The sequence below is a fragment of the Kribbella sp. NBC_00709 genome, from assembly GCF_036226565.1.
GTDB lineage: Bacteria > Actinomycetota > Actinomycetes > Propionibacteriales > Kribbellaceae > Kribbella.
The window spans coordinates 2,150,760-2,162,981 of record NZ_CP108996.1; the positions used below are offsets into that span (position 1 = coordinate 2,150,760).

The following is a 12,222-nucleotide window of genomic DNA, read 5'->3' on the forward strand; positions in this document are numbered from 1 at the left end:
CACGCCCTAACTTGTCAAGGCCTTCCTGAGCCTCGCCGGGTCCACCCGCCAGAAGTCGTGCTGCTTCCCGTCCACGAACGTGACCGGGATCTGTTCGCCGTACTGCGTGAACAGCTGGTCATCCTGCGTGATGTCGACCTCGGTCCACTGCACGCCGAGCTCGGCGCAGACCGCGCGGATGATCTCCCGGGCGTCGTCGCAGAGGTGACAACCGGGCTTGCCGTACATCGTGACCCGGCTCATCGGCCCGCCTCGCGCAGGCGACCCTTGGCGACCTTGCCCGTGACCGAGTGGGGCAACTGGTCCACCACTTCGATCTCGACCGGGCACTTGAACCGCGCCAGCCGCCCCTCGGCGTACTCACGGACCGCCGAGACATCGATCGTGGCGTCCGGCAACGGTACGACGAACGCCTTCACCGCCTCGCCGGTCTCCTCGGACGGCGTGCCGATGACCGCGGCCTCCCGCACGCCGGGAGCCGCAACCAGCACGTCCTCGACCTCGCTCGGGAACACGTTGAACCCGGACACGATGATCAGCTCCCGCAACCGGTCGACCAGGAACAGGTCGCCGTCCGGGTCCAGGTACCCGACGTCACCGGTCCGGTACCAGCCTTCGGCGTCGGGGCCGTCCACACCGTCCGGCCAGTAGCCGGAGAACAGGTTGCGGCCGCGGATCAGGATCTCGCCCGGGTCGTCGCCCTCGACGTCCTCGCCCTGCTCGTCGGCGATCCGGAGCTCGACGTTCGGCAGCGGGCGGCCGACCGAGCCGGGCTTCGGTTCAGCCTCGCCCAGCGTCGTGGTGACACCTGGGGACGCCTCGGTCAGGCCGTACCCCTGGTGCACATACAGGCCGCTGGCCTGCTCGAAGCGGGCCGCGAGCGCAGGGTCCAGGGCCGATGCACCGGTCAGCACGACCTTCACCGACCGGAAGGCATCGATCAGGTCCGACCGGCTCAGCAGGGTATGCAGCGCCGGCGGGGCGAGCGGCAGCCGCGTCACGCCGTACTTGCCGACCAGGTCGACGGTCTGCTCCGGGTCGAACCGCTGCTCGACGACCAGCGCGGCGCCGGTCGCGACGGCCCAGCCCAGGACGGCGTTCAGACCGAAGGCGTGGAACATCGGCAGCACCCCGAGAACCACGTCCTCGGGCCCCATCCGGTCCTCGCCGAGCTCGGTGAGGTTCTGCACATTCGCCGCGAGTGCCCGGTGAGTGAGCATCGCGGCGCGCGGATCTCCACTGGTTCCGGACGTGTACAGCAGCACCGCGAGCGCCTCGGGATCGATCGGCGGCGGTAACGGAGCGTCACCTTCGAGCTGGCCCGGCGCCACCGTCCGGACGCCCTCGACCCGATCCGCGAGGCCCGGTCCGGCCACCGCGAGGCGGGCCCCGGAGTGCGCCGCGACGGTCGCGATCTCGGGCTTGGTGAGCCCGGTGTTCAGCGGTACGGCGACCAGCCCGGCGCGGAGAATGCCCAGGTAGGACGTGACGAACTCGATGCTGTTGGCCACCAGGAGCAGGACTCGGTACCCGGGCACCAGACCGGCCGCGGCGAACCCCTGCGCGGTCCGGTCGACGGCCCGGTCGAGCTCGCGCCAGGTCAGCCGCCGGTCCCCGTCGACCAGCGCGGGACGCTCGCCGTGCCGTTGCGCTGTGTCACGAAGAACGTCCGCGAAATTCACGTTCACCAGGCGAGTCTGTCACGGCCACAGGGGCCACCGACTTTCAACCGGCTTGCGCAGAACGGTTGCAGCAGAGCGTGACCACCGATATACAGGTGACTTCGCGGACGCGCTTCTGCTGAACCTCACACTGCAGAAACCCGGCCGCGCGGGGAACCTCATGCGCGATGCACCATCCCCGACAGCAGGCTGCTCCGACCACGGACGCAGTCCGCTGGCGCATTCGTGACGACCAGACCGGACGGAAGGCGGCACGCCTCAGGCTGTTGACAGTGTGCGTTCAACCAGTAACGCTCTGTCCTGTCTCAGCCTTTGTGGCCATTCGCGGATGTGTCAGAAGACGTGTCAGTTGAACGGGGAGAAAACTTGACCACGCCGGAGCCAAGCCCGGACGGGATGAGACGTGCGGAGCTCGTCGATCGCGCCCAGGCCGGGGACGTCGGTGCCTTCGGTGAGCTGTACGACGAGTACTCGCTCACCGTCTATCGCTACATCTACGCGCGGGTGTCCTCGTCGGCACTCGCGGAGGACCTGACCAGTGAGACCTTCGTCCGGGCGCTGCGCGCGCTGGACTCGTTCCGCTGGCAGGGCCGGGACTTCGGCGCCTGGCTGGTGACGATCGCCCGGAACCTGATCACCGACCACTACAAGTCCGGCCGGGTCCGGCTCGAGGTGGTCACCGACGAGATCGAGACCCACGACCGGCAGACCGAAGGTCCGGAGATCGACGTCCTCGCCGCCGCCACCGCGGAGGTCCTGCGGGACGCCGTCGCGGGTCTGCCGGACGAGCAGCGCGACTGCCTGACGATGCGGTTCTTCGCCGGCCTGTCGATCGCGGAAACGGCCAAGGCGCTCGAGAAGTCGGAGGGCGCCGTCAAGCAACTGCAACTGAGGGCCGTGAGGCACTTGGCGAAGGTTATCCCCAAGGACTTGAGATGAGGCGGATGACAACGAATGTCTTTCGTAACCCGTCAGCGAGTTTCCTCGTTCCTCTTCATGAGGACCTGTCGGTAACCCCGACCGGCCATTGAGGAGAACGAGAACTCATGAGTGACCTACACAGGGCTCGAGCGCGCGCGGAGTCATTCGCGCACGCCGTCGATCACGGGCCCCGTCACTCCGCGCGACTGAGCGATGACCCCGAGTTGCTGGAAGCTGTGGAGCTGGTCGGACGGCTGAGGACCGCCGGCGCAGTTGCACCGCGACCGGAGTTCAGTGCCGAGTTGCGGCACCGTCTGCTGGAGCAGGCGGCGGCGCGCGCGGCGACCACTGCTACTCCGCTGATGGTGCGCAGCGCACCGGACGACTCGGACGACCCGCCGGGTAGCGAGGACGTTGGCGCGTCCGTGACAGATATCCGCCGTCGCCAGGGCCGGAGGATCCGGCTTGTGGCGAGTACCGCCGCGCTCGTCATGCTCGGAGGTGGCATCGGTTCCGCCGCCGCCGCTCAGCAGGCGATGCCCGGCGACACCTTGTACGGAATGAAGCGCAGCATCGAGAACGTGTCGACCAATGTGAGCGTCGGGGACGACTCACGCGGCCGGCGCGACCTCGAGCACGCTATGACCCGACTGTCCGAAGTCCGCCAGCTCGCCGACAACGGCGGTTCGGTGGGCACGATCAACGCGACGCTGGACGACTTCTCGGCGCAGTCCCGCAAGGGCGTGTCCCGATTGGTCGCGTCGTACCAGCAGGACGGCGACGAGAGTTCGATCAGCGCGATCACAGCCTTCATCACCAGCGCCCGCCAGGCTCTTGTGGGGCTGGCGCCGAAACTCCCGCCGGAGTCGCTGAAGTCCGGAGTGGAGGCGCTGGCGACGATCGAGCAGCTGGCGCAGCACACGACGGCAGCCTGCCCGAAGTGCGCGGCGCCGAAGTCGGCCAACACCGGCGGCACCACCAGCAAGCCGAACCGGACGACACCCGGCAACGGCGAGCCGAGCGATCCGGCCAAGCCGGGGACGAGCACCCAAGCGTCCTCGACCATCCCGACACCCGGCGCGTCGACCACGCTCCAGCCGAGCACGTCGCCGACCCAGATTCCGAACACCACGATCGTCGAGTCAACGGCCCCGCCGCCGACGATCCTGAAGACGCCACCCCGGCCGTCGTCGTCGAACTCGCCGATTGCGACGCCCACCGTGCTGCCTTCGCTGACCCCGACCACTCCGTCCTGGCCGTGGCCGTTCCCGACCACGCCGCTGATCGATCTGCCAGGGATCATCCAGACCCTGCTTCCGCCCTGGAAGTAGGTCCTGAGCAGCAAGAAGCCCGGCACACAGTCTGTGTGCCGGGCTTCTTCGTGTCGTGCGTTCGTCCTAGAAGAAGACACTGCGGCGTTGCATCAGCAGGGTGTAGAGGGTCTGCTGGATGGTTTCGCGGACCTGGTCGGTGACGTTGAAGACCAGCATCGGGTCGTCGGGGGCGCCGTCGGCGAAGTCGTCGGTGCGGATCGGCTCGCCGAACTCGATCAGCCACTTGGACGGCAGCGGGATCAGCCCGAGCGGGCCGAGCAGCGGGAAGAACGGCGTGATCGGGATGTACGGGACGCCGAGCAGCCGCGCCAGCGAGGCGATGTTGCCGACCAGCGGATAGATCTCCTCGGCGCCGACGATCGAGCACGGGACGATCGGTACGCCGGTCCGCATCGCGGCGCTGACGAAGCCGCCCCGCCCGAAGCGCTGCAGCTTGTACCGCTCGGCGAACGGCTTGCCGAGTCCCTTGAACCCTTCCGGCCAGACACCGACCAGGTTCCCCTGGCGGAGCAGCCGCTCGGCGTCGTCGTTGTTCGCCAGCGTCGCGCCGCCCTTGCGGGACAGCTCGCCGACGAACGGCGTCTGGAACACCAGGTCCGCCGCGAGCGTGCGCAGCGGCCGTCCAGTGTGGTCCGCGACGACGACCTGGGTCACCAGTCCGTCGATCGGCATCGTGCCGGAGTGGTTCGCGACGATCAGCGCGCTGCCGTCGGTCGGGATGTTCTCGATGCCCCGCACCTCGACGCGGAACCACTTCTCCACCAGCGGGCGCAGCATCGGCAGCAGCACCTGGTCGGTCAGGTCGGAGTCGTAACCGAACTCGTCGAGCTGGTAGTCCCCGCTCAGCCGCCGGCGCAGGAAGGCCAGCCACTCGGCGACCCGGCGCTCGCCGTCCTCGCCGAACAACTCCCGCACGACCCGCTCCAGCCGGCCGAAATCCAGCCCCGAGAGGTCAGGTCCGTCGACATCCGGTACTTGGCCGACCGATTCGATCGGCGTGTCGGCACCCGCGACGCCGACGTCTTCACCGCCTGCTCTGGTCCGGCCGGTCCTCTTCGCGCGGCCGCCTGGGCCGGCGAGCGCGCGGGCAGCGGCGGACGGCGTCGTACGGCGTCCGCTCCCCCGCCCGGGCCGACCGCCGGAGCCGATCGGGATCACGTCTGCGTCAGCCACGCAACGCTCCCAGCCCCGCGCCGAGCAGGCTGGACACCCGTGCCATCGCGCCGACGCCGAGCGAAGCACGGAAGTCGTCGAACGCCTCTGCGGTCGTGTACTTCGGCTCGAACCCGAACTCGGAGCGCATCCGGGTCGTGTCCACACCTCGCCCGTACGTCAGGAAGGTGATCTGGTCGGGTGAGAAGTCCGCGAGCCGGGCCCGCCGGACCGCGGCAGCCGTGCTCGATGCGGTGAACGACGGCAGCCGCAGCGTCGGCCGGCCGAGCCGGCGGATCGCCTGGGACAGGGAGAGCATGCCGTCACCGGCCAGGTTGAACGTGCCGGGCAGATCGTCGACGGTCGCGCGCCAGATCGCCTCGACGCCGTCGTCCTCGTGCAGGAACTGCAGGCGCGCGTCGTACCCGAAAACGGTCGGTACGACGGGCATAGCGAAGTACCGCGTCATCGGGGAATCGGTCTTGGGGCCGATCCAGTTCGCCATCCGGAGCGTGGTGACGCAGACGTCGGGGCGGCGCCGGGCGAAGCCGCGCACGTACCCCTCGACCTCGACCGCGTCCTTGCTCAGCCCGTGGTGATGGATCGCCCGCGGCGCCATCTCCTCGGTGAACATGGCCGGATCCCGCGGACCCGCGCCGTACACCGTGGTCGACGACTTCACCACCAGCTTGGCCACGCCGGCCGCCTTCTGGCAGGCGGCGAGCAGCTGCATGGTGCCGATGACGTTGATCTCCTTCATCGAAGACCTGCCACCGGCGCTGCCAGGGGTCGCCACGACGCCGGTGTGGACGACCGTGTCGACGCCCTCGGCGGCGATCACCTTGGCGATCACCGGGTTGCGGATGTCAGCCCGGACGAAGCGAACCCGCCCGAGCTCTGCTCGTGGCGGGACCACGTCGACGCCGAGCACGGTGCCGATCGACGGGTCGTCGGCCAGCCTCCGGGCACAGCGAGCACCGGCGTCTCGCGAGACGCCGGTCACCATCACTACCTGTGCCACGAGCTACCCCCAGCCGGACCGGGCGCGGCGGAACTGCTACTTGCCGAGCTTGCGGCGCTGCACCCGCGTCTTCTTCAGCAGCTTGCGGTGCTTCTTCTTCGCCATACGCTTGCGGCGCTTCTTGATTACGGAACCCACGTCGGACCATCCAAACTCAAAGAGAACGTCGGCAAAGCTTACCCGTAGGTCACTGTCCAGACCTAAAGCAGCCTCCTCCACTAAACTGGACACGACCTGGGGAGGCTTGATGCGGGCACGGTACGACGGTCTGGCGGAGTGGTACGAAGAGCGGTTCGTGGAGGGTTCGGAGCCACACCAACCCGGCCTGCTGGAGCTGCTCGGCCCCGGCTCGGGGCCTTGTCTCGACCTCGGCCGCGGCACGGGGCGGAACTTCGAATCCATCCGGGCCAGTGGGCGCACCATTGTCGGGCTGGACTTCTCCATCGACCAGCTCAGCCATGCCCGGACCCGCACCGACCGCCCCCTGCTGCACGGGGACGCCGCGGCGCTGCCGTTCGGCGACGGGTCCTTCGACACCGTGATCACGATGTGGATCTCGACAGACGTGGACGACTTCGGCGCGGTCCTGCTCGAGGCGGCACGGATACTGCGCCCGGGCGGGGTGTTCGTCGCGTACGGCGTGCACCCCTGCTTCAACGGGCCACATGTCCTCTATGAGGAGGACGGCCGCCGGACCGCCTACCCGACGTACCGCGAGGCCGGCTGGCACAACGAGTCACCCTGGTGGAGTGATGACGGGATCCGCCGACGGATCGGTATGCGTCACCTGCCACTGGCGGAGTACCTGAACGCCATCATCAGGTCCGGTCTGACCGTCGAACGCTTCGAGGAGCCCGCCGGCCCCGACATCCCGCACGCCTTGGCCTTCCGCGCCCGGAAGCCCTAGACCGCGACCGGCCGGGCAAGGTGCAGGACAAGCTCGCCACTCTCGAGCTGCTTGGTGCGTCCAGTCGGATTGAAGCCGCACCGTCGATCCAGCCGCTGTGCCCGCTCGTTGCTCTGACCGGTCCACAGCTGCAGCGTGCTGTACCCGAGCCCCTGCGCCGCGGTCGCGATCGCGGCCAATAGCTCGGCGCCGATCGCGTCCAGCGTGAGGCTGTCGGTGGTGGGTGGTGTACTGCGGGGATGGTGAGTCTGGATGCTTGGAGCGAGCAGGACTTCTCGCTGCTCGAGCGGTGCAACACGGCGGAGATGACGGCGTACCTGGGCGGGCCGGAGACGGCCGAGAAGTTGCGGGACCGGCACCGGAAGTACGTCGAGAACGAGTTCGCCGGACAGATGTTCGTGATCGTCACCGACGACGGCGAGCGGGCCGGGTCGATCGGGTACTGGGAGCACAGCGAGGACGACGGGACCGTCTGGGAGACGGGTTGGGCGATCCTGCCGGAGTTCCAGGGTCGGGGACTGGCCACGGCCGCGGTGAACGCGGTGGCGAAGGTCGCTGCCGCCGCCGGCACGCATCGGACGCTGCACGCCTACCCCGGGACGGCGAACGGCGCGTCCAACGCGTTGTGCCGGAAGGCCGGCTTCACGCTGCTCGGTGAGCGCGACTTCGAGTACCCGAAGGGGCACTGGATGCGCTGCAACGACTGGAGTCTCGACCTCTAGGCAGCCTTGCGGAGGGGGACCTGGACGACCGGCTCGGTGAGGACGGCCAGGTGCGGGGTGGCGGTGCGGGTGGTGGTGCTCGCGTAGGCGGCAGGGGTGAAGGCGACGGCGGCCAGGCCCAGGGTCGCGATGGTGCCTACGGCAACTGTTTTGACGATTCGGATCGGCATCAGGAGCCTCCTTCAGGTTGGTGGTTCCATCCTGGTGGCGCGGCCTGCGACGGTCCTGGAAGGAACCTGGGAGCCGGCTGGCAATGGCGGGTACCGTGTTGAGATGGCGTCCCTCGTGTTTCTCGGCGGCCTCGTGGTGGTGCTCGCGGGGCTGACCTGGTTCGCGTCGTGGGCGAAGCGGCGAGGTCACGGGTCCGGGGTGGCCGGCGCGCTCGCGGCGTACGACGAGGCGTACCGGACGACCGCGCACCAGTCGCATTACGAGCTGCGGCAGCAGGCTGACCGGAAGTCCGAGAGCGGCTCACCCGACGACCTCTGACGCAGGTACGCCGAGATCGGGCTCTACCGCAGGTACGCCGAGATCGGGCCGAGCGTGATCAGGCCGCTCCCGGCCGCGTGCTCGTCGGCTGCGGGCGCCAGGGCGGCCTGTGCCTGCTCCAACAGCTGCGCATCACCCGACTGCCGGGCCGCGTGGGCGGTCAGCGCCCAGTGCGCCTCGAGCAGGAGCCCGGGCGGCGGGTTCGGCGATCCCTTGACCCACGGGGCATGCGGACCGTAGCCGGCCTCGGGGATCGGCTCGTCGTGACGGATCGCACGGGCGGCCAGCGCCAATGGCAGGAGGCCGGCGCTCAGGCCGGGCATCCCGGCGCCGTCGAGCAAGGCAGCTGCCGCGCGGTACGACTCGGGGGTGTCGTCGCGGAGAGCGGCGTACCACCGGGTGAAGACGGACACGAGAGGAAGCTCATGGCGAGCGGCCAACTCGTCGGCTTCCGCCGCGTGTTGGTCGGCGCGCGCGTGGTCGGCCCATGCGCAGGCGGACTGGAGTCGGATGAGGTGGCCGAGAACCTCATAAGTAAAGAGGTTGTGGCGTTGCGAGAGCGTGACGAGCTCGGCGCCGATGGCGTCGCGGTCGGAGGCGAGACCGGCTCGGTAGCAGGTCTGCATGAAGACGCCGTTCAGCGTGAACGCCAGCAACGCGGGATCATCCAGACCGCGCGCGAGCTGCTCCGCCTCGACCGCCGCCTCACGAGCACGTGGTGTTCGCGAACCACGCGACTCGAGCGCGATGGTGGCGAGCAGCCGAGCGCGGATGGTCGGGTGGTCCTGCGTCGGCAGCACGCGTTCGGCCGCAGCCACGATCGCCGCTGCCTGTGCCTCGTCGTCGGACCGCGTCCAGATGGCCGGTACGTCGTACGCGCCGATGACTCGCGCCGTCAGGTCGGGATCACCGAGCTCCTCGGCCGCCATGACCGCAGCGAGCCGATGTCCACGAGCGGCCTCCAACCCGCCGCCACCGGTGACCGCGAGGTTCCGCAGGAGGCCGACCGTCGACTCGATCCGGGCGCGCGTCCCGCCGACCACCCGGTCGTACGCCGCAGTGGTCTCCGCCCACACGCTCCCGGCCGGCGAGAGATGCGCGGCCTGGTTGAGGATGTCGCTCTCCAGCCTGCTGAGCGCCGGACCCGGATCGACACCGAGCTGGCCGACCAGGCTCTCGCGGGCGCGACGCAGTACGGCCAGAGCGTCGCCCTGCCGCTCGCTCCGGTACAGCGCCAACGCCAGCAACCGCCACGCATCCTCGCGCCACGGATGCTCGGTCACATGTGCATCCAGCTCCGGCACAGCCTCCGCCGCGAGCCCCAAGGTCAGCCGCGCCTCCGCGACCCGCTCCACCGCCCGCAGGCGCAACTCGGTCAGTCGTGAACGCTCGGCCAGCGCCCACCCCTCATCAGCAAACTCCGCGTACGCCGGACCGCGCCACAACGCCAGCCCTGCCAGGAGTTCGGGCAACAACTCCCCCGCCGGCAACGACGCCTGCACAGCCGCCTCGAACCGCCACGCATCCACAGCCTCGGTCCGCAGTGCATAACCAGGACCCTCGGTCACCAGCAACCGAGCAGGTGTCCGCGGTTGCCGATCCGGCTCGATCGCCCGCCTGAGCGCAGCCACAAATGTCCGCAACGCACCCAACGCGCCCGCCGGCGGATCCATCCACAAGTCATCCACCAGAACACCCGCCGGCACCACCCGCCCCCGCGCCACGATCAACCGGGCCAACACCGCCCGATGCCGCGGCCCCTTCAAATCAACCGGCTCCCCGTCCCAGGCCCGCACCGACCCAAGCACCCCGAACTCCACCAACCCACCGTAGCTGGCGCTGTCGTCGCCGCGCTCATCCGATGCTCATTCGGGGGCGGAAGGCTCGGGGGTATGGAGATTGAAGGATTCGAGTACCTGCGAGTTCGCGGCGCGGATGGTGTCGAGCTGAGTGTTGCGCGCGGCGGTTCCGGTACGCCGGTTGTGCTGCTGCATGGGTTTCCGCAGACGCACTTGATGTGGCGGCGGGTCGCGGGTGAGCTTGCGGCGGAGTACTCCGTGATCTGTCCGGATCTTCGTGGGTACGGCGCGAGCGGTAAGCCGGACGGGGATTACTCGAAGCGAACCATGGCGGCGGATGTTGTCGCGGTGGCCCGGGAGCTCGGGCATTCGCGGTTTGCGCTCGTCGGGCATGACCGAGGGGCGTTGGTTGCGTTTCGGGCCGGGCTTGATCACCCGGACGTGGTCACGCATCTGATGTGTTTGGACGTACTGCCGACGCTCGACATGTGGGAGGTGATGCATGGTACGAGCGCGGCGGTGGGGTTCCATCTGTATCTGATGGCGCAGCCGGCCGGGTTGCCCGAGCGGATGATCGCCGCGGCCTCCGACGAGTTCTTCGGGTATTTCCTGGACCTGTGGGCGAACGATCCGGCGGCGATCCCGCCCGAGGTGCGGTCCGTTTACCTGGAGGCGTCGCGGCGGGCGGTGCCGTCGATCGTCGCGGACTACCGGGCCTCGGCGACGATCGACGTCACGCAGGACGCAGACGATCTTGCTCAGGGCAACAAATTGCGGATGCCTGTCAGCGTGATCCAGCAGGACTGGGGCGTCGCGCTCGGCTTCGATGCGGCCGCCCTCTGGAAGGCCTGGGCGACCGATCTGGAGCATCAGACGACGACCGCCGGCCACTTCATGGCGGAGGAGGCACCCGAGGAGATCAGTACTGCGATTCGCGCGCTCCTCAGGCGGTGAGGTACGCCGTCGACTCGGCTAGCGCACCAAGCGCGCTGGACACTGATGTGCTGACCAGCTGACCGGCACGCTTCACCGGCGTGCCTCCGACCAGCACCGTGTCGACGTTGCCCGGATGCGCTGCGGTCACCACTGTCGCGACCGGATCGTGCAGCCCGCCGGCCAGGTTGATGTCCGTACTGCGCAGCAGCACGACGTCAGCCTTGTTGCCGATGGCAAGCGATCCGACATCAGGCAGCCCGAGCGCACGAGCACCGCCGAGGGTGGCCAGCTGCAACACGTCCGCGGCGGAGAACGTCTTGTAGCCAAGAGAAAGCACCTCGTGCATCGCCCGGAACATGTCACCGCCGGACGTGGTCACGACATCGATCCCTAGGCTGAAGTCGACCCCGGCCGCGCGGAGCCGGCCGGCGAGCGGCTGACCCATCTCCATCCGGGCCTCGACCGTCGGCGTGACCGAGACCGCAGCGCCGGTCTCGGCGATCACCTTCAGCTCGGCGTCCGGCAGGTTGTTGCCGTGCACGTAGAGGGTGTTCGGCCGGGCCAGTCCGGCGTCGCGCAGTTGCGTGATCGGGTCGGATGTCTGCGAACTGCTGCTGATGTGCACCACCACCGGCACCCCCAGCGAGTCCGCGAGCTCCCAGTCCGCTTGCACCGTCTCGAACGGCACGAACGAAGGCCCGATCGCCGCGACGGCGAGACCGAGGCGCTCGGACCGACGCGCGATGATGCGCCGCATCTCGGCCGGGTCGACCGCGCCACCGCTCAGCGGCGAGGGCCCGTAACCGAAGACGGCCCGGATCCCGCTGCGCTCCAAGGCATCCAGGGCCGCGTCGGCATGCTCGGGCGACCGCTGCACGTGCGAGTAGTCCTGGACCGTGGTGATCCCGGCATCCAAACATTCCAGCGCCCCAACAAGGTTGCCGGCCGCAACATCTTCCGCGCGGAACCTCGAGCCGAACCCGCCCAGCACCCGCTCGAAGTACGTCCCGAGGCCGTCGTCGACCGTGATGCCGCGCAGCGCGGTCTGCCACAGGTGCCGATGTGTGTCGACGAACCCCGGCAGCACGATCCGATCGGTCGCGTCGATCACCTCCGCATCGACGTCCAGACCGGGCTCGACCGCCGCGATCCGCCCGTCCTCGATCAGTACGTCGGTGTCCCGCCGGACGACCACCTCCGGGAAGGTGTCGACCACCGTCCCACCCTTGAGCAAAAGCTTCACATTGATCTCCCTCACT

14 protein-coding genes are annotated in these 12,222 nt (G+C 69.0%); 6 read left to right on the forward strand and 8 right to left on the reverse strand.

What is annotated here, in order from left to right; all coding sequences use genetic code 11:
* Positions 1-6: 6 nt before the first annotated feature.
* Positions 7-243 (reverse strand): glutaredoxin family protein, encoded by a 237-nt coding sequence (locus OHA18_RS10540; RefSeq protein ID WP_329003776.1) that lies wholly within the window; start codon positions 241-243, stop codon positions 7-9.
* Positions 240-1,688 (reverse strand): class I adenylate-forming enzyme family protein, encoded by a 1,449-nt coding sequence (locus OHA18_RS10545; protein WP_329003777.1) that lies wholly within the window; start codon positions 1,686-1,688, stop codon positions 240-242. Before OHA18_RS10545 ends, OHA18_RS10540 begins: the two co-directional genes overlap by 4 nt.
* 390 nt (positions 1,689-2,078) lie before the next feature.
* On the opposite strand from OHA18_RS10545, the gene OHA18_RS10550 reads away from it, so the two are divergent.
* Both OHA18_RS10550 and OHA18_RS10555 read left to right on the forward strand, forming a co-directional pair.
* Positions 2,079-2,621 carry a sigma-70 family RNA polymerase sigma factor gene (locus tag OHA18_RS10550; RefSeq protein WP_130384882.1) on the forward strand — a complete coding sequence of 181 codons (543 nt, stop codon included), beginning with the start codon at positions 2,079-2,081 and terminating at the stop codon, positions 2,619-2,621.
* Between the two features lie 206 nt (positions 2,622-2,827).
* A complete protein-coding gene (locus OHA18_RS10555) occupies positions 2,828-3,934 on the forward strand; it encodes a DUF5667 domain-containing protein (protein ID WP_329003778.1) in 1,107 nt (368 codons plus the stop codon).
* A gap of 66 nt (positions 3,935-4,000) precedes the next feature.
* Here the strand turns inward: OHA18_RS10555 and OHA18_RS10560 are convergent, their stop codons facing one another.
* From OHA18_RS10560 to OHA18_RS10570, 3 genes are read right to left on the reverse strand one after another with little or no spacing between them, the layout of a single operon-like run.
* Positions 4,001-5,110: a lysophospholipid acyltransferase family protein gene (locus OHA18_RS10560; RefSeq protein ID WP_329003779.1), complete on the reverse strand. Its 1,110-nt coding sequence runs from the start codon at positions 5,108-5,110 to the stop codon at positions 4,001-4,003.
* On the reverse strand, positions 5,103-6,110 hold the full coding sequence (locus OHA18_RS10565) for an NAD-dependent epimerase/dehydratase family protein (RefSeq protein WP_329003781.1): 1,008 nt from the start codon (positions 6,108-6,110) through the stop codon (positions 5,103-5,105). The genes OHA18_RS10560 and OHA18_RS10565 overlap by 8 nt, the downstream gene beginning before the upstream one ends.
* 36 nt (positions 6,111-6,146) lie before the next feature.
* Positions 6,147-6,248 carry a 30S ribosomal protein bS22 gene (locus OHA18_RS10570; protein ID WP_008356322.1) on the reverse strand — a complete coding sequence of 34 codons (102 nt, stop codon included), beginning with the start codon at positions 6,246-6,248 and terminating at the stop codon, positions 6,147-6,149.
* Between the two features lie 109 nt (positions 6,249-6,357).
* Between OHA18_RS10570 and OHA18_RS10575 the strand changes: the two genes are divergently transcribed.
* Together OHA18_RS10575 and OHA18_RS10580 are read left to right on the forward strand one after the other, a co-directional pair.
* Positions 6,358-7,017 carry a class I SAM-dependent methyltransferase gene (locus OHA18_RS10575; RefSeq protein WP_329003782.1) on the forward strand — a complete coding sequence of 220 codons (660 nt, stop codon included), beginning with the start codon at positions 6,358-6,360 and terminating at the stop codon, positions 7,015-7,017.
* A 239-nt stretch (positions 7,018-7,256) separates the two neighbouring features.
* The gene (locus OHA18_RS10580; protein ID WP_329003783.1) at positions 7,257-7,739 is read left to right on the forward strand and encodes a GNAT family N-acetyltransferase; all 483 of its coding nucleotides are present in this window, start codon (positions 7,257-7,259) and stop codon (positions 7,737-7,739) included.
* On the opposite strand, the gene OHA18_RS10585 is transcribed toward OHA18_RS10580, so the two are convergent.
* On the reverse strand, positions 7,736-7,909 hold the full coding sequence (locus tag OHA18_RS10585; protein WP_329003784.1) for a hypothetical protein: 174 nt from the start codon (positions 7,907-7,909) through the stop codon (positions 7,736-7,738). The genes OHA18_RS10580 and OHA18_RS10585 overlap by 4 nt on opposite strands.
* Before the next feature lie 103 nt (positions 7,910-8,012).
* Here OHA18_RS10585 and OHA18_RS10590 point away from each other — a divergent pair, with 103 nt between their 5' ends.
* On the forward strand, positions 8,013-8,228 hold the full coding sequence (locus tag OHA18_RS10590; protein ID WP_329003785.1) for a hypothetical protein: 216 nt from the start codon (positions 8,013-8,015) through the stop codon (positions 8,226-8,228).
* A gap of 23 nt (positions 8,229-8,251) precedes the next feature.
* Here OHA18_RS10590 and OHA18_RS10595 read toward each other — a convergent pair whose 3' ends face one another.
* Complete coding sequence (locus OHA18_RS10595; RefSeq protein WP_329003786.1) at positions 8,252-10,048, reverse strand: AfsR/SARP family transcriptional regulator; 1,797 nt, start codon at positions 10,046-10,048, stop codon at positions 8,252-8,254.
* Between the two features lie 72 nt (positions 10,049-10,120).
* On the opposite strand from OHA18_RS10595, the gene OHA18_RS10600 reads away from it, so the two are divergent.
* The gene (locus OHA18_RS10600) at positions 10,121-10,981 is read left to right on the forward strand and encodes an alpha/beta fold hydrolase (RefSeq protein WP_329003788.1); all 861 of its coding nucleotides are present in this window, start codon (positions 10,121-10,123) and stop codon (positions 10,979-10,981) included.
* Here OHA18_RS10600 and OHA18_RS10605 read toward each other — a convergent pair.
* Complete coding sequence (locus OHA18_RS10605) at positions 10,971-12,206, reverse strand: amidohydrolase family protein (protein WP_329003789.1); 1,236 nt, start codon at positions 12,204-12,206, stop codon at positions 10,971-10,973. The genes OHA18_RS10600 and OHA18_RS10605 overlap by 11 nt on opposite strands.
* Positions 12,207-12,222 lie beyond the last annotated feature (16 nt).